Source organism: candidate division WOR-3 bacterium (assembly GCA_039803545.1).
Taxonomy (GTDB): Bacteria; Hydrothermota; Hydrothermia; order UBA1063; family UBA1063; genus UBA1063.
Genome location: JBDRYS010000002.1, coordinates 156,503 through 174,200, shown reverse-complemented (window position 1 = coordinate 174,200; position 17,698 = coordinate 156,503). Strand labels below are relative to the sequence as shown.

Genomic DNA, 17,698 nt, shown 5'->3' with positions numbered 1-17,698 from the left:
GCTTTTATTCTAAATTTTGAGTGGTTTTAGGACCCAAACCTCCATTGAAGTGGGTAGGGAATCTACTAAAACGGTGGATTCCATCTCCTTTACGGGACATTTGGCTAAGCTGAGAAAGGCATCGACTTCTGCTAATGGGAGATCACAGGCATCGGTTTTAAACCTCATTGGTATGACGACAAGAGGATCCAGTTGATTTACGACTTCCCACGCATCTCTTACAGGTATTGTATCATAACCTCCTACAGGTATCATGAGAATATCAACTGGTCTACCGATTTCTCTAAGCTGCTCCTTAGTTAAGACATGTCCCAGTGCACCCAAGTGTGTTATCCTGACACCTGCTATCTCAATGTTGAACACCATGTTGGTTCCCCTCACATTGCCTTCGGCGTTATCGTGATAGGTCTGTATACCCTTAAACTTGAGAAACGGATAATCGCTAAAGGTTTTTTCACCGGCTACTTCCACAAGTCTTGGTTCTCCTGGGATCTCTTTCCATGCACCCTGGTCCATGTGCATATGACTCACTGTAACAAAGTTAGCCTCAACATCGATAGGTTTATACTTGATTGAACCGTTTAGCGCCATGTATTTGTAAGGATCGGTTATAATTTTAACGTTGCCGGCAGTTATCAAGAATGCGGCATGTCCCATGTATGTAATCTCAAAAGGCATTTGAAGCTTGAAGGGGCGAGCAACCTTTTCTTCTTTCTCTTTTGCAACCTCTTCAACAATTTCAATGGGTACTGATGTTTCTTCAGCTACCTCGGCTTGTGTTTCAGGTGTTTCTTCTTGGGCTTTTTCAATCGCTGTTTCTGTCTCTTTCTCCATTACAGCTTCTTTTACACCTTCATCCTCAGGGAAAAGAGTCGCCTCTGGAATTACGATTTCTTCCTTCTGTGAAGTGGCTTGTTCTTCTGATGATCCCGGTGCTTCAGAGAGAATCTTGATGCGCATTTCAAGAACATCAAGGGATGCCTTTAGGTTTTCTATTTCCTGCATGTACTTTTTCATCTCGAAGCCCACATATTCTGCTATTCTCTCGGAGAGGGGGGATTCAAGGAGTAGGTCCTTTGCTTTAGTGCTGATTATTTCTGAAATTTTCTCCTGTAGTTGAGAGGTGATGTAATCGCTCTGATTTTTTACAATGTCTTCAATGATTTTCGTTAGGCCATCCTCGGCTTCGTAAAAGGTTTTAAGATTTTTCTCGAAATTCTTCCTAATGTCTTTCTGGTTTTTATCTACTACCTCTTTACCGAGGGCTTTTAGTTCGTCCTCAAATATATGGGTTTCTTCTTCTATAAACCTTTTGATCTTCTCTTCCAAAAGAGCTTTTACCTTTTCCGGTTCAAATACCGATTTTACCTGCGAGTCGATTTCCGATTCTACTTCCTTTATCCTATTTTCGACGGTCTGTTTGATTTTTTCAGTCATTCCTTGAATTTCTTTACGGAGATTTTCCTCCTCTGCTTTAAGCGCTTCTTCGAGCTCAAGTTTCTTATTCTCGAGAGTTTCTTTTAGCACATTTTGGATAGCTTCGCTGAGCTTTTCTGATGTTAAGTTTTCTTCTGCAAGTTTAGTAGCCAGCTCCTGAGCCTTGTTCTTTGTGGCACTCAGGAGTTCCTCGATCTCTAACAGTGTTTTCTGGATGAGGCCGTTTATAGCCTCATCCAGATCTCTACGCACCTTTTCAATGGTTTCACTCCAGTTATTTTCCATCAGTTTGTTCTCCTCTTCTCAAAAAACTCTTTAATTATGTCTTCTAAATCAGGCTTGCCTATTTCCTGGAGTTCATATTTTACCCTCACATAGGGTTTGTTAATTTTCAAAATTTTACCAAGGTTTATCGGTGTCGCAACGATTACAAGATCTGCGGGCACTGCATTAATTGTTTCTTCCAGTTCCTTTAGCTGTTTAGGAGAGTAACCCATAGCGGGCAGAATGACTTCTAACTGGGTATACTTTTCGTAGGTTTCTTTTATCGAACCCACTGCATATGGTCTTGGATCTACAATTTCGGCGGCTCCATATTTCTCTGCAGCAACGTATCCAGCACCGTAGGACATTTCACCATGGGTCAAAGTTGGACCATCTTCAATTACCAAAACCTTCTTACCTTTTATAGCCTCGTAGTTTTCTACGAAAATAGGGGAAGCGGCTTCTATTATCACTGCCCTTGGATTTGCTGATCTTGAATTTTCACGTACAATCTGAATATCTTCCGGATAAGCAGTGTCTATTTTGTTAATTACGATAACATCTGCCAATCTGAGATTTGTTTCTCCAGGATGATATGTTACTTCATGGCCCGGTCTGTGTGGGTCGACAACTACAATATGTAAATCAGGTTTGAAGAATGGGAAGTCGTTGTTCCCTCCATCCCAGAGAACAACGTCAGCCTCTTGCTCTGCCTGTCTTAAAATCTTTTCGTAATCAACACCTGCATATACGACATTACCGCGATCGATATGAGGTTCGTACTCTTCTCTCTCCTCTATAGTGCAGTTGTGTTTGTCTAAATCTTCGAAACTGCCAAATCTCTGGACCACTTGTTTTGTCAGGTCTCCGTAGGGCATCGGGTGCCTTATTACAACGGTCTTTTTGCCCAACTTTTTGAGTATTTCTGCAACCCTGCGGGTGGTTTGGCTCTTCCCTGAGCCTGTTCGGACAGCACAAACAGAAATCACGGGTTTCGTCGATGTTAACATTGTGTGCGAAGGACCAAGGAGCATGAAACTGGCGCCAGCGGCCATTGCCCTTGACGCCCTATTCATAACATATTCGTGCGAAACATCAGAATATGCAAAAACCACAAAGTCAACTTTAAATTTCTTAATCAAATCTTCAAGCTCATCCTCCGAGTATATCGGTATTCCATTGGGGTAAAGCTTTCCGGCCAATTCAGGAGGATACTTCCTCCCTTCAATGTCAGGAATCTGTGTCGCCGTGAAGGCAACTACTTCGTATTCCTCGTTGTCTCTGAAAAAAACATTAAAGTTATGGAAATCTCTACCTGCAGCGCCCATTATGATGACCTTTTTTCTCATTTTGACCTCCTTTAAATTTTTTTCAGGACTTCTCTAAATATCTCGAGGGCTGTATCTATTTCTTCCTTCGTAACTATAAGGGCGGGACACCACCTAACAGTGTTAGGCCCTGCGCCTAAGAGAAGAAGCCCTTTGTAAAAACATTCATCAACTATTTTGTTTCTCAATTTGGCATCTGGTGTCTTTGAGGTTTTATCTTTTACGATTTCAACCCCGATCATGAGACCGAGCCCCCGGACGTCGCCGATGAATTCGAATTCGTCTTTCAGTTTGAGTAGCTCTGATTTTAAGTATTCGCCGACCCTTCTGGCGTTCTCTATAAGCCCATTTTCAAGAAGCTCAATGGTTTTCAGAGCTGCGACGCAGGATACAGGGTTACCTCCAAAGGTGCTGGCATGGGTTCCGGATTCCCAATCCATCAGGGATTTCCTTGCAATGGTTGCTCCTAAGGGGAATCCAGAGGCAATACCTTTTGCTACTGTAACGATGTCTGGTATTACATCGAAGTGTTCAATGGCGAACATCCTACCGGTTCTTCCCATACCAGCCTGTACTTCATCATCGATGAGAAGAATATCGTATTTGTCAGCAAGGGCTTTGAGTTTTTTAAAGAAGTCCGAAGGTGGAACTACATAGCCGCCTTCTCCTTGAATTGGTTCGAAAACAAAGGCAGCCACCTCTTCTGGTGGTGCAATAGTTGTAAAAACAAAGTTTTCTATGTAATCTATTATGGTATCAGATAATTTTTCCTCTGGGACCCCGAAGATGGGACGGTATGGGTTGGGATAAGGTACGTGGACAACCTGAGGAAGAAGGGGACTAAAGTACCTTCTGTGGATTGCTTTTGAGGCAGAGATGCTCATGGAACCGAAAGTTCTTCCATGGAAGGCGCCAAGAAAGGCTATAAAAATAGGCCTTCTTGTTTTATACCTTGCAAGTTTTAGTGCAGCTTCATTAGCCTCAGTTCCCGAGTTGGAGAAGAACACCCTTTTATTTTTAGATCCTGGGGCGATTTCTGCAAGTTTTTCCGCCAGTTCAATCTGGTAAGGGTAGTAAAAGTCTGTCCCTGACATATGTATAAGTTTACCAACCTGTTCCTGTACCGCTTTAACAATTTCTGGATGGCAATGGCCCGTTGTAAGTACTGCAATCCCCGCTGCCATGTCTAAAAATCTGTTTCCGTCAACGTCATATACCCACACTCCCTCTCCTCGTTCTATTACAGCGGGATAAGTGCGTGTATAGGATGGAGAAATGTACTCTTCGTCTCTTTTGAGTAGTTCTTTGGCTTTTGGACCCGGTAATGGGGTTTTAATTTCCGGTTTTAAAGGCATTTTACCTCCTTTTTGGTTTAAGTGATTATAATTCAGAGGGTTTGAATAGTCAAAGGATTGTCTTTATCATTAAAGCGAAGGAGGCAATATGAAGGATGAATTGAGGAAGAAAAATTTTTCACTCCCAAGCTACGCAGTTTTCTTGATTTATTTTTTGTTGGCCTTTTTGATGTATGCAGCCTTTTTATCCCCTTCAAAAACCCTTATGGGAACGGACTGGTTAAATGGGGGATACGCCAACTGGGTTTTCATGAGAGATTACATAAGAGAACATAAAACAATAGCGTTGTGGAATCCCTATATTTTTAGTGGAATGCCAACTCTGGGTGCCTTTTTCCCAGAAATCTTAACCCTTAGATTTTTGAGCACTTTTGTCCTTCCTATTCATGTTTCGCATGTGCTTGGTTTTGTGTTTTTACTTACTATCGCGGCTTTTTCAACCTTCTGGTTTATCAGAGATTACCTTGGTGATGACCTCGTCGCTTTCTTGGCAGGAATTTTGTATGGGTTTTCAGGTGTTTTAGTTTCTACTACTTACGCAGGACACCTTGGGCGTTTAACCAGCATGGCCCTGTTTCCCCTTTATCTTTTCCTTCTGAAAAGGGGAATCGATAGAGGGAAGTTAGTGTACTTTCTTTTGATGGGATTTGTTGTCGGATATTCCTTCCTCAATGGGCACCTTCAAATGACTTACTTTGGTATTCTCTTCCTTGTTGCCTTTTTCCTCTTTTACAATTTTAATGTTGGCAACAATTTGAGAAGCAAAAAGTTTTATATTTATGTATTTTATTCCATTCTCGGTGGTATTGTGGCTGCATTGATTTATAGTTTCTACTTCTTTCCAGTTATGGAGAACCTGCCTTATACAGCGAGGGGTGCAGAGAGAGGTTATGAATATGCAGTGAGCTGGTCAATGCCTCCTGAGGAGATTTTGAATTTGATAACTCCCAAGTTTTCGGGGATTCTCGATGAGTATTGGGGGCGAAGCTACTTTAAACTCCATACCGAATACATGGGGATACTTACGCTATTTGTTGCCCTTGTGGCCATCTTCGGGAAATTTAGGAAGGATAGGCTTGTGCGTTTTCTTACAATCTACGGAATATTTGTACTCTTTTATGTTTGGGGCGGTTATACCCCTGTTTTTAGAGTTTTTTATTACGTCATACCCTTAGTGAAAAAATTCCGTGCTCCTAACCTCATGTTTTTCATCTTTAATTTTATCGGAGTTTTCTTAGCTTCTATTTCCGTTAAGGCCTTACTATCAGAGGATAAAGAAGGCCAGAGGATGAGGAAGGTTTCTGTTTACGTACTTGGGGGGCTCTTTTTGGTTTTCCTTGTGTTTCTTATCTTCAAAAATGGTTTTGTGAGTCTTTTTGCAAAGATGCTTGAAAGGGCAAAGGATGCGGGCGACGTTAAGACAAAGACTTTTCTCCTGGATGAGACTTTGTCGAAGTTTCCTGCTTTCTTTATCTTGTCCTTACTTTTCGCCGGTGTGGGCCTTGGTGCGCTCTTCGCTGCCCATTCAAAAAGAGTCCAAATCCCATCTTTACTGTTCATCATTTCTGCAATTGCCTATTTCGACCTTTTCTTAGTTGACAAGAACTTCATTGTGGATGCCGGAAGAACTCTTGAAGAGATGTATGGTGAGGATGAAGTTATAAGCCTTCTAAAACAGGATCAGGATATCTACAGGGTATTCCCCCTGATGTACCAGCGGGCTATGGACGGGACCCTTATGATTCAACGTATTCACTCCATCGGGGGTTACACCAGTTCTCCGCCCAAGCGGTACCAGGAGTTCATTGGAGCTGGTCAGAGTGTAATGTTTAATCCCCAGAATCTTCTTTTGTACCCAAATATGCTGAATTTTTTGGATGTTAGGTATGTTATAGCCTATGACTTTTCAAAGCTCGACACCACGAGGTATGATGAGAACACAAGAAGTGCCATCAGGAATTGGATTAACTATCTTAGCCACTTTTCCCTTTATAAGAGTACTGGCCAGCTTGCCCTTTATAGAAACGATAACAACTTCGGGAGGGTCTATTTCTCTGAAAACTACAAAGTTTTGAAAAGTGATTCTATACTTTCCTTAATAAAGACCTGGCCTTCTGATTCTTTCAAAAAGTACGTTTTATTGGAAAAAGAGCCGGAAGTTGAGGCAGAGAGCTCTTCATACAATGGTGCGATAAATCTCAGGATGGTCTCTCACCAGGGAAATAGCTTCGAAATTTCTGCACAGCTTCCGCACCCGGGTTTTGTTGTGATTTCTGAGAATTACCATCCTGCCTGGAAGTTTTATGTTGATGGCAAGAAGGTCCAATCTTATATCGCAAACTACGCCTTTATGGCTATCTACTGCCCGGCGGGTGAACACAAGATAGTGGCAAAATTCGAATCAAATTACCATAGGTTGGGATTTATTCTATGCTCCCTCGGTTTTGCTATTTCTCTAATTGCGCTGATTATCGCTATTAAGAAACCATAATGAGAGTCAAAAAGATTTTTTGGAGTATCCTCCAGATAGTACTTGTTGTTGCCCTTTTTTATTATGTCGTATCACCCCTTGTAAGAAATGCGAAGGCCTTTAAAGAGACTTTTTTAACCTTAAACCCCTGGTTTTTGTCGGGAGGCGTAATCTTTCTTTCCCTTATTATTTTTTGCTACCCCTTCGTCTGGAGGTATATTTTAAAGGGATTCGGAATAGAGATTCCGCCCAAATTGGCTATAATCTCGTGGATATACTCCAATGTAGGAAAGTATGTGCCGGGAAAAATCTGGCAATTTGTTGGAAGGGTTGCCCTTACAAGGGATGTAGCGCCCGAGATTACCTTAGCAACGGTTTTTCTTGAGGTCATTATATCAAGCTCATCAGCGGTAATGGTTTTCTTCGCACGGTTCTTCCTCAAGGGGGGCATTCCCCAGCTATGGGCAATTTATGCACTATTGCTTTTTGCTGTCCTTATTGTCTTACAGCATCCGCGTTTTGTTAAGTTTTTTCTTAAGCTTTTTGCAAAGGTAAGGAAGCAAGATTACGATTTTACGAAAATCAACATACCTTTTAAGAGGAACCTCTTGGTGTTTGTTTGGTATTTCCTTCTTTGGATAGCAACAGGTGTTAGTTTCTGGATAATGGTTCAGGGTTCGAACATAAAGGTTTCGCTCCTTGACTCTATTACAACCTATCCTATTTCCTGGATTCTCGGTTATTTAATGCTCATTGCACCTGCGGGTTTTGGAGTAAGGGAATCAATATTGATGACCCTTTTAAGGGGTTCCTATCCAGCAGAAGTGGCTTCAGCTTTTTCGTTACTTACCAGAATGGCGTTAATCTTTTCCGATTTTTTGCTCTTTTTCATAACTTTAATAACCCTGGGGAACCCCTTGATCGCTAAGAAAGGTGGGAATAGTAATTAACACTTCCTGTGCCTTTTCCGTTTTTTGAATAGTTATGAAGGTTATGGTATAATTCTCATATGGAAGTCTCACTTCTTGTTCCAGCGAAGGATGAAAAGGATAATATAGCCCCGCTGGTAAAGTATTTCTTAGAGTTTACCCAAAAACACAATCTAAACTGGGAAATGATTATTGTTGATGACGGCTCGGTTGACGGTACCTACGAAGAGCTTAAGAGGGTAGCTTCTGGATATCCTAATATTAAATTCTACAGGCACCGTAGGAACCTTGGCGTTACCCATGCATTGAAGACGGCCTTAAGGCATGCTAAGTATGAGGTAGTTGCTTTTTTCCCTGCGGACCTTCAGTTTACTTTAGAAGATGTTTTGAAGATGAGTGAGAGGATAGAGAAGGAAGGAATTGATCTCGTCGCTGGTTGGAAGATGGGGAAATATGAAAAGCAATTTGTGTCAAGGATATACAATTTTCTTGTGAGGGTCCTCTTTGGCATTAAAATTCACGATATGAACAGCATAAAAGTTATGAGAAGGGAAATACTGGAGCTACTGCCCCTTCGCAAAGATTGGCACCGATATATAATTCCCTGGGCAAAGGAATATGGCTTTAAGATCGTTGAGGAAAGAGTTATTCTGAGACCACGGATATACGGCGTGAGTAAGTATAGAGGATTTGGAAGAATACTTGTGGGTTTCTTTGACCTTCTTTCGGTGAAGTTTCTTATAACTTTCAGGCGAAAGCCCATGTTTTTCTTTGGGGGATTAGGGCTTGTAAGCACAGTTCTGGGCATTCTGACTGGAATTATAGCATTGTATCTTAGGATTTTCAGACATTTTGGATATAGACCCCTGGTTTACCTTGTAATGTTTTTGCTCCTCTCAGGTTTGATCCTCTTTTTAATGGGCTTTCTTGGGGAGTTGATCTCGGGGCTTTACGACACCATCGAAGGCGAGTCTCTTTTGAAATACGAAGAGGATGAAGGGAACTCTTAAAAGGCTTTTCCAACTTTTATACTCTCATTTCGGACCTCAACACTGGTGGCCTGGTGAATCCGAACTGGAAATAATAATTGGTGCAGTGTTAACGCAGAATACTGCCTGGAAAAACGTAGAGAAGGCAATTGATAATTTAAAGAGCGCAGGGAAGATGGACCTCAATTCTCTTCACTCAGCAAGTGAAGATGAGATTGCTCAGCTTATAAGGCCCAGCGGGTTCTTTAGGTTGAAGTCTAAGAGACTAAAGAATTTGATTAATTACCTTTATGAAAATGGAGGCATAGAAGCCCTTAAGAAAAGGCAATTGAAAAGCCTTCGAGAAGAGTTATTGAAAATTCCTGGAATAGGCCCTGAGACGGCGGATTCCATTATCCTTTATGCCCTTGAGAAGCCTGTTTTTGTTGTCGATGCGTATACCCGCAGGATATTAAAAAGAATTGGTTTGATTGAACAGGAACGAATTCCTTATGATGAAGTTCAGCGGTTGTTCATGGAAAACCTTCCGCTCGATGTCAATATGTACAACGAGTATCATGCTCTGTTTGTTAAATTAGGAAAGACTTACTGCACCAAGAGAAATCCAAATTGTGGAAGCTGTCCTGTACTTGAAATTTGTAACTATGGGAAGGAGAGACTTCGTGCGTATTAGACTGGGGATCGATAGGATGGAAGAGGAATGGCCTAAGGAGTTAAAGGGCGCTAAGGTTGCCCTTCTTGTGCATCAAGCCTCGGTAAATAGCAATTTGAGATACACGTGGGATGTCTTTTCCCATTTTGATAAGGTCAAAGTCAAGGCACTTCTCGCTCCTCAACATGGCCTTTTCGGTGAAACCCAGGATAATATGATTGAGTGGGAAGATTTTAGAGACCCTTCAACGGGACTCCCTGTCTACAGCTTATACGGTAAGAGTAGAAAACCTTTGCCCTATATGTTAGAAGGTATTGATGGCATTGTGGTAGACCTACAGGATGTGGGATCGCGTTACTATACCTATATTTGGACGCTATACCTTGTTATGGAAAGCGCATTGGAGAATGGTAAGTTTGTGGTTGTCTTAGATAGACCTAATCCCATCGGTGGTCTTGAAGTAGAAGGTCCTGTTTTAGAAGAGACGTATTCTTCCTTTGTCGGGCTCAAACCATTGCCTGTGAGACATGGAATGACCATAGGAGAAATCGCTTTGCTCTTTAAGGGGGAATATTTAAGAGATATTAATCTTTCCGTCCTTAAAATGGAGAACTGGAGTAGGAACTATTTTTGGGAGGACACAGGGCTTGAATGGGTAAACCCATCTCCCAATATGCCTTCAGAAAAAACCGCCTTACTCTATCCGGGTATGTGTCTCCTTGAGGCCACCAACATAAGCGAGGGAAGGGGTACTACAAGGCCCTTTGAAATTTTAGGGGCCCCTTTTATTAATCCCTATGAACTCGTTGATGCCCTTGAAAATTACAGCCTTGAAGGAGTTTATTTTAGGCCTCTCTATTTTATCCCAACTTTTAACAAGTTTGCGGGTGAAAGGTGCGGAGGTCTCCAAATTCATATCAGGGATAAGAAGGCTTTAAAGCCCTTTAAAATAGGCGTTGTTATAATAAAAGTCATCAAAGAACTTTATCCAGATCATTTCCGGTGGCGCGAACCTCCATACGAATATGAATTTAAAAAATTGCCTATCGATATTCTTGCAGGCTCAAATCACCTTCGTGAAGCCTTAGATAGAGGAGATTCCATTGAGGAAATAGAAACCTGGTGGAAATTGGAAGGGGAGGTTTTTGACAAAGAGGTTAGATCAAAGTACCTTATTTATGAGTAATCTTGATGCTGTTATTCTCTCGGCAGGTTTCGGTGAAAGGTTGAGACCCATAACCAATGTAACGCCCAGGGTACTTTTACCTGTTCTCGGAAAACCTATCCTTATAAGAGTCTATGAAAGGCTTCAGAGTTTAAATCCTGTAAAGATTTTTATTAATACCCATTATTTGGCCGAAGTTGTAGAAAGGGCTGCAAGAAATTTGAGGGGGGTAGAGATTGTAAAGGAGCCCAAGATCCTTGGAACAGGAGGAGCCATTGTCAATGTGGCAAGAAGAGCCAAAAGTGACATCATTCTTGCTCACAATGGAGATGTGCTTTCCGATATTGACCTCTCATCAGTCGTTAACTTTCATTTAAAAAGTGGGGCGGATATAACTTTAGTAGTCTCTGAGAAGGTTTGCAGGAAGAATTTGGTCGTTGAAGGTGGGTATCTTAAAGATATTGGGGAAGGAAGGGTAGGTTTTACTGGAATCGCCGTTTATAGGAAAAGATTACTTGAGAATTTCGAAGTGAGACCTTTTGATGCAAAAGAAATCTGGCTTAAAGCGCTTAGAGAGGGTTATAAGGTAGTGGTTTTTGAGCCTAAGGAAGGATTCTGGTATGACATCGGTACATCCGTAAGCTATGCAAAGGCTATTTTTGAGCTTCTAAGTAAAAGGGGTGAAAGGGTTTATATCAGGGAAGCGAAGAGCTCCTTACCTCCTCTGTACTTTGACGGATTTCTCGTGATTGAAGGAGAGCCAGAAGTTGAAAGAGGCACCCTTCTCAGAAATGTTATAATTTTGGATAATGTGCAATTAAAACAGGGTGAATATAAGAATTGTATTCTCTCACCTGCTGGGATTATCTCTTTTGATGAAATATCGGCGATGGGCGGCGAGTCAAACAAATACCTTGTAGGTCTTGGTGGTTCTGACCGGAAATTCTGGAGAGTTTACGAGGGAAACAAAAGCTTTGTGATTTGCGACTATGGAGAAAACAAAAAAGAATTTGAGAAGCACCTAAAGGCCACAGAATTTCTGGTGAAATGCGGCCTTCCCGTTCCAAAAATTGTTGATGTTGATGAAGCAAAAAATCATATCTATATGGAAGACTTAGGTGATACAACCCTCTATTCTTTTTTCAAGTACCCAGGCAACAGAGATTACCTTAAGTATTATAGTGATGCCGTGAAAATTATAGCGAGGCTCCACGCCCTCGGGCCTCTTCAGGAAGGTGCTGATTACTTTGAAGAGTTTGTCTTTGATTATGAATATTTTCGATGGGAGCAGATGCATTTCATTAACAATTTTGTGAAAAGGTTTTCCAATTTGGAAGTTTCTGAAGAGGTAGAAAAAGAACTTGACAAACTTGCTAATATTTGCAGTAAATTTGAAAAAGTCATACTCCATCGAGATTATCAGAGTCAGAATATCATGGTTAAACCTAATGGTTCCCTTGCCATTGTTGATTTTACAGGCTTGAGATGGGGTCCAAAAAGCTATGATCTTGCTTCTCTAATTTTCGACCCTTATATGCCTTTTATGAAAGGTTATCGTGATGAACTTTTAAAGGTTTACATTGATGAATTTAATTCCCTTTCGAAAAATGTCGTTTCACGCTCCGATCTTGAGTTTGAGATTAAATTCACTAAGCTTCAGAGACACATGCAAGCACTGGGCGCCTATGGTTACCTTTCGAGGGTTAAAGGAAAAAAATATTTTGAAAAGTACATTATGGATGGTCTGAGGCTGTTGATTGAAGACTTAGAAGACTCACCTGTAGATTTGCTTGGCTTAAAAGCCCTTGTTAATGAGATATTTAAACAACTTCTTGACAATAAGAGCACTGATGAGTATAATTATCTATTATGATATTCAAGGGAAGTAGTGGAGTGGATGTAAAGAAGTTAAAGCTTCAGGCGCAAAAATTGATAGGGCAGGGTAAATATGATGAAGCTCTCTTAGTTCTTCAAGAACTTGCTAAAGTGACCTCAGACCCCGAAGTTTTCAATTCTATCGGTGACCTTTATATCCGGAAGCAAAATCATGAAAAAGCTCTTGAATATCTGGAAAAAGCTTATAAGATGTATAAGGAACAAGATTTCCGAGAAATTGCAATATCTGTCGCAAAGAAAATTCTGAGACTTGACAAGGAAAGGCATGACGTCTATTTAGACCTCATTCAAATGGAGCTGGAGAGCGGCAATGTTGACAGGGCTTTGGATTGGGCCCTTGAATATGTTAAACTTCCTAAGATAGACCCGGTACATCTTGGGAAATTGTTTAATCTTATTAATGAATTTGCCAGTGTAATTCAGGAGCACACGGAGCAAGCTTCAAAATTCGAACGACTATTTACGAGGGTTCAAGAACTTGCGGAATCTCTTGCTATGCTGAGTCTTGAAAGCGGCATTGAGTTTGCGCAACCACAAGAGTTTTATGAACGAGGAGACATCGGTGGATTAGGAGGATTTTTTAGCGAGCCAACAGATCAAGGGGCTGCAGTTTCAGAGAAACCAAAGAAGGAAGAAGAAAAAAAGGAAGAGGTGGAAAAAATAGAATTTATCGAAAAAGAAGAAGTGGAAGAAGAGCCCAAAACTTTTATAACATCCTCTGCTTTTGCTGATTTTTTAGGGGTTCCGCCTTCGGAGTCCCAAAAAGCGCCTTCTGAAGGATTAAAGTCTTCGGAAAAATTTGTATTTAAAGAGGAGGAAGAGATCCCAGTGGACCAAATTTCTGAAAAGACTGTTGTCCTTGAAGAGCCACCTATTACCGGGGAAAAAGCTACTGTTGTGGAGTTGCCGGAGGAAAGTGAGAAAATAAGTAGTAAACCATCTGAAAAAATTGATAGAAAAATCACTGAGCCGCCTGTAGAGGAATACAAGACGGTCGTTGAAGAAGCACCTGAGGAGGTTGAGGAGATCCAGAAAGAGTGGGAATCCACTTTGAAGAAAGTAACCGAGAAAAAAAGTGAAAAATTCTTCAAAGAAAAAGTAGAGGTAGAAAAAGAGAAAGCTGCATCAGAACCTTTTGCTTATACTGCTCCTAAGGTTGAGAAAAAGAGAACGGAAGAGGAAAGGGTTGAAGAACTGAAAAGGCCTTTAAAAGAAGAAGAGGTAGAAGCTTCAAAAAAGAAATATGAGGAGATGGTCTCACTGACTGAGAAGAGGTCTTCTAAGTTAGAGGATACGACAGGTTTGAAAGGGGTTCCAACCTCGGAAAGGTCGTTGACAGAGAAAGGAGTAGAAAAAAGACCTACCGAGAAGCCTGCAACGAAGGTAAAGGAAGAATTTGGAGTTGGGGAAAAGGTTGAGAGTACAGTAGAAAAAGAGAAGTATGAGAGTTTGTTAAGAATTTTGAGAGAGATAAAAGAAGATATTCTATCCTTAGAGGAATGGCCTTATCCATCGGACCCTCCGTTTGAAGTGGCTAAGGAATATTATGAGATGAAACTATATCAACCTGCAATCGAAGAATTTCAGAAGTTACTGAGCGATCCAAGGTACAGGCTGCAGTCTATGATTTACTTAGGTAAAATATTCTATGAAAGGGGTGACCTTGAGTTCGCAGAGGTAATCTTGAGAAAGGCTATCGAGGAGGCGGGAACCGTAGATAAGGATTACATTGAGGCATACTATTATCTTGCATTAACGCTTGAGAACATGAAAAGGTACCACGAGGCAAAAGAACTTTACACCAATGTTTATGTGTTTGATTCCAGGTTCAAAGATGTGGAAGATAAAATTAAATTGTTTAGGAGTATGGGCATATGATGAAGAAAGATGCGAAGGTAGATGAGAAAACAGGTGTCAAAGTAACATTTGTCGAGCTTCTGGAAAAAAGTGGTGTTATCACAAGAGAGGCTATCAAAAACGCTCTCGCTGAACAGTGGGAAAGAGGTGGGACTCTTGAAGAGATACTGGTAGAAAAGGGATTCCTAAATGAAGAACAACTGGTAAAATTCATTCTTGATAATTTCCCAATGCTTCATTATGTGAATCTTAAAAATATCGATATCGACCCTGAGGCGGTAGAGCACATTCCGGCAAGAATTGCGAGGAAGTATCTTGTGATACCTATACGAAAAAAGGGTAAGTCTCTGGCTGTGGCAATGGCAAATCCCATTAACAGGGAGATGCTCGCTGAGTTGAAAAACGTTACAGATTTGAAAATCAGACCGTTCATTTCGAAGGTAAGCGAGATTAAGGAAGCCATTGAGAAATATTATGCGGAAACGGAGTCTGCAGAAAAGATTAGTGAACCCTTTACGGGTAGTACAGTTAGGGGCGAAATAGGCGTACTTATAGCAAAAGATAAGACCTTTGATAGTTTTGTGGTAGATGAAACCAACAAGCACGCTTTCCTTTTGTGCAAAGATATTGCTGAGACCAGAGGCGTCGGAGCAAAGAAAGTATTCCTATTTGGGCCAGAGGGCAGTGGAAAATCTCATTTGCTTCAGGCAATAGCAAATTATATACTCGAGAACGAAGCCTTAAGGAGATTCATTTATATCGACGCATACAAGTTCTACTCGACTCTAAAAGAACTTAAGACGGAAAGGGATATCGATAGATATTTAGAAATTCTGCGTGATGTAGACATTCTTCTTTTTGATGACCTTGATTTCCTTGTGGGCAAGGATTTTGCTCAGGATGCGTTACTTACTGTTCTATCTGATCTCGTCTCAAGGGACAAACAGGCGGTTGTGAGTTGCTCTTTGCCCTTAAAGAATATGCCTACTTTAAATCGTAAACTCAGGCAACTATTAACCGAATTTATGACTATAGGTATTGAAGAGCCTTCGATAGATTTGAAAAGAAAGGTTGCAAGGATGTTCGTTGGGGAAGAGGGACTTCCTTCCAGTGTAATTGACCAAATTGCCAGCAAGCCCGGTTTAAATCTCAAAAAGATTGAAACCATAGTTAATGAACTTTTGACCTACAAGAGATTGGGTGAAAGAATTGATGAAAATCTTTTAAACAAAGTGGTTAGTGCCTTTATCGAAGTAGGTAAATAAAAGGGGGTTAATGATGGCCTTATTAGGAAAAATCGGGAAAGGTAAGGTAAAGGGCCCAATTGTCGTTCTTGACATTGGGTCCCGCTATGTTAAGGCTGCACTGTTCGATAGGGTAAAAAAGGATATAGTGCTGAAGGCCTATGCTCTTGAAAAGGTGCCTCCAGATGTGATTTTGGGTAAGGACATAATAGACAGACAGGTTCTGATTGATAAAATCAGGGATGCCTATGCGAAACTTGGAACCGATTCTACTAATGTGGTCGTAAGTATAGCCGGTGGCGAAGTCAAATCAAAGGCGATGGTTATACCTTACTATAAGAAGAAAGAGAAACTTGCAGAAGCTGTGGATTGGAAAATCAAGGAAGAGTTGCATGTCGACCCGACGGAGATTGTAAGGGATTATGAGATCCTTGGGGTGAGTCAAATTGCAGAGTCTGTGGATATCTTGGTTGGAACTGCAAAATTGAGTTTCATATACGATATCCTCGATATCGTTAGGGCTGCTGGCCTTGAACCTACACTGGTAACAACAGACCTTATTTCACTCTTTAGGGTAATTGAAGCCCTTGATCTTAAGAATCTTTCTGGAGACAATCTCTTCCTGCACGTAGGATATGAAGTGACCCTATTAATTCATATCAAGGATGGTCAGATTCAGCAAATGGTTGAAATACCGACGGGCATTAAATCCTACGTTGATAACCTTTCCAGGTTCTTTGATCTCAGGGTAGAAGAAGCAGAGGAGACCGCATTGAATGGCCCTACTGCCGCCATTGAAAAATCTGCCTTTGATGATACAATGGATTCTCTCCACGATAGATTCCTTTCTCCGGAAAAATATGTACCAGCGCTTGCAGAAGGCTCAAAGAAATTTAACATTTACGTTTCGGGCGGTGGAAGCAAGCTCTATGGACTTGCAAATTTCATAAAAACTAAGTACGGTGTTGACATTAAATACCTTGATATAACAGGACTCTTTGCTATTGAAGAAGGCGTTAAAGGTTTGAAGGACAATGCACCGTTATTAACCATTGTCATAGGAAATGCTTTACACTTCTATAAAAAAGACCACAAGGTAAACCTTCTTCCAACGGAAGCGGGTATGGAGGCTGTACCAGTGGTTGAGGAGGTTTCTTTACTACCTCACTTAGTGGGTGCCCTCTTTGTGTGGCTCCTTCTTGTAATAGGAATTCTTGCATTGTCGGTTGGCACAACAAGAAGAATCTCGGGCCTCAAGAAACAAATTACACAACTCCAGGCCGAAGAAGTTGAACTTCAAAGAAAGGCTGATGAGATCAAAGGTTTTAAACAGCAGATCGAAGATGCCAGGAGGAAGCTTGACTTGATTGCTCAATTGCAGCAGGGTAGAACAAAATATGTACAGCTTCTGGATGAGATTAACAGAGTTATCCCCTCAGGGTGCTGGCTTGAGGCCTTAGGAAGAAATGGAGACTATCTAAACATAACAGGTGGAGCTCTTTCAAACATTCGTATTTCTCAATTTATGAGTAATTTAAGAAATTCGCCGATTGTAGATTCGGTGAACCTCCTGTCCATTGAAGTTGCAGGTGGTCAGGAGGAAAAATATGCCAGTTTTCAATTAAGTGTTAAATTGAAGTAAAAGGAGGTTTTACAAATGAGGTATTTGTATCTTGGCATTGCTTTGGTTGCAGCGTTTCTCTTCTCATCTTGCAGTAGTATCTCTGATAACACTGTAACCGTTACCGGGAAGGTGGGCTATGAGGTTGCTCTAATTGACACAGTCCACAATGAAACTACTTTTGTCTTTGTACCTGCACAGGGCGCAAAATTGTATTTAATGGGTGATCCAGGGGCAGAGTATCCCTATTCGGGGAGTATGCTTGAGACTATAAGTGACACCTCAGGCAACTATACTTTTGTTGTAGAACCAGTGACACAATATGAGGGATTGATTCCCTGCTCCAATATTGGCATAAAGATCCAGGCTTTCTACCATGATAGCTTGATTGGTCCTGCCTATGGTGAGCTTACCGGCTTTAGTATTACACCAGGAAAGGATGCAACTTTGCCTACGATATACCTTAAACGGCAAACTCAATAGAGGGTCCT

Annotated in this window: 13 protein-coding genes; 10 read left to right on the top strand and 3 right to left on the bottom strand. The window is 41.2% G+C overall.

Features of this window, described 5'->3' with window-relative positions:
- Nucleotides 1–9 precede the first annotated feature (9 nt).
- Genes ABIM45_05885 through ABIM45_05875 form a run of 3 tightly spaced genes read right to left on the bottom strand, consistent with a single transcriptional unit; the run spans nt 10 to nt 4,384 of the window.
- Nucleotides 10–1,722 (bottom strand): MBL fold metallo-hydrolase, encoded by a 1,713-nt coding sequence (locus ABIM45_05885; GenBank protein ID MEO0239433.1) that lies wholly within the window; start codon nt 1,720–1,722, stop codon nt 10–12.
- Nucleotides 1,722–3,050 (bottom strand): cyclic 2,3-diphosphoglycerate synthase, encoded by a 1,329-nt coding sequence (locus ABIM45_05880; protein MEO0239432.1) that lies wholly within the window; start codon nt 3,048–3,050, stop codon nt 1,722–1,724. Before ABIM45_05880 ends, ABIM45_05885 begins: the two co-directional genes overlap by 1 nt.
- A gap of 11 nt (nt 3,051–3,061) precedes the next feature.
- Nucleotides 3,062–4,384, bottom strand: a complete 1,323-nt coding sequence (locus ABIM45_05875; GenBank protein MEO0239431.1) for an acetyl ornithine aminotransferase family protein — start codon at nt 4,382–4,384, stop codon at nt 3,062–3,064.
- An 88-nt stretch (nt 4,385–4,472) separates the two neighbouring features.
- Here ABIM45_05875 and ABIM45_05870 point away from each other — a divergent pair, with 88 nt between their 5' ends.
- The 10 genes from ABIM45_05870 to ABIM45_05825 are packed head-to-tail and all read left to right on the top strand — an operon-like array spanning nt 4,473 to nt 17,690.
- Complete coding sequence (locus ABIM45_05870; GenBank protein MEO0239430.1) at nt 4,473–6,875, top strand: YfhO family protein; 2,403 nt, start codon at nt 4,473–4,475, stop codon at nt 6,873–6,875.
- Nucleotides 6,875–7,804 (top strand): lysylphosphatidylglycerol synthase transmembrane domain-containing protein, encoded by a 930-nt coding sequence (locus tag ABIM45_05865; GenBank protein ID MEO0239429.1) that lies wholly within the window; start codon nt 6,875–6,877, stop codon nt 7,802–7,804. The genes ABIM45_05870 and ABIM45_05865 overlap by 1 nt, the downstream gene beginning before the upstream one ends.
- Nucleotides 7,805–7,863: 59 nt before the next feature.
- The gene (locus ABIM45_05860) at nt 7,864–8,793 is read left to right on the top strand and encodes a glycosyltransferase family 2 protein (GenBank protein MEO0239428.1); all 930 of its coding nucleotides are present in this window, start codon (nt 7,864–7,866) and stop codon (nt 8,791–8,793) included.
- On the top strand, nt 8,777–9,445 hold the full coding sequence (locus tag ABIM45_05855; GenBank protein MEO0239427.1) for an endonuclease III domain-containing protein: 669 nt from the start codon (nt 8,777–8,779) through the stop codon (nt 9,443–9,445). Before ABIM45_05860 ends, ABIM45_05855 begins: the two co-directional genes overlap by 17 nt.
- Nucleotides 9,417–10,610, top strand: a complete 1,194-nt coding sequence (locus ABIM45_05850; GenBank protein ID MEO0239426.1) for a DUF1343 domain-containing protein — start codon at nt 9,417–9,419, stop codon at nt 10,608–10,610. The genes ABIM45_05855 and ABIM45_05850 overlap by 29 nt, the downstream gene beginning before the upstream one ends.
- The gene (locus ABIM45_05845; GenBank protein MEO0239425.1) at nt 10,570–12,462 is read left to right on the top strand and encodes a phosphotransferase; all 1,893 of its coding nucleotides are present in this window, start codon (nt 10,570–10,572) and stop codon (nt 12,460–12,462) included. Before ABIM45_05850 ends, ABIM45_05845 begins: the two co-directional genes overlap by 41 nt.
- Nucleotides 12,459–14,363, top strand: a complete 1,905-nt coding sequence (locus ABIM45_05840; protein MEO0239424.1) for a tetratricopeptide repeat protein — start codon at nt 12,459–12,461, stop codon at nt 14,361–14,363. The genes ABIM45_05845 and ABIM45_05840 overlap by 4 nt, the downstream gene beginning before the upstream one ends.
- Nucleotides 14,360–15,607 carry a DnaA/Hda family protein gene (locus tag ABIM45_05835; GenBank protein ID MEO0239423.1) on the top strand — a complete coding sequence of 416 codons (1,248 nt, stop codon included), beginning with the start codon at nt 14,360–14,362 and terminating at the stop codon, nt 15,605–15,607. The genes ABIM45_05840 and ABIM45_05835 overlap by 4 nt, the downstream gene beginning before the upstream one ends.
- 10 nt (nt 15,608–15,617) lie before the next feature.
- Nucleotides 15,618–17,228, top strand: a complete 1,611-nt coding sequence (gene pilM, locus ABIM45_05830) for a pilus assembly protein PilM (GenBank protein MEO0239422.1) — start codon at nt 15,618–15,620, stop codon at nt 17,226–17,228.
- 15 nt (nt 17,229–17,243) lie between these two features.
- The gene (locus ABIM45_05825; protein ID MEO0239421.1) at nt 17,244–17,690 is read left to right on the top strand and encodes a hypothetical protein; all 447 of its coding nucleotides are present in this window, start codon (nt 17,244–17,246) and stop codon (nt 17,688–17,690) included.
- Nucleotides 17,691–17,698: the final 8 nt, after the last annotated feature.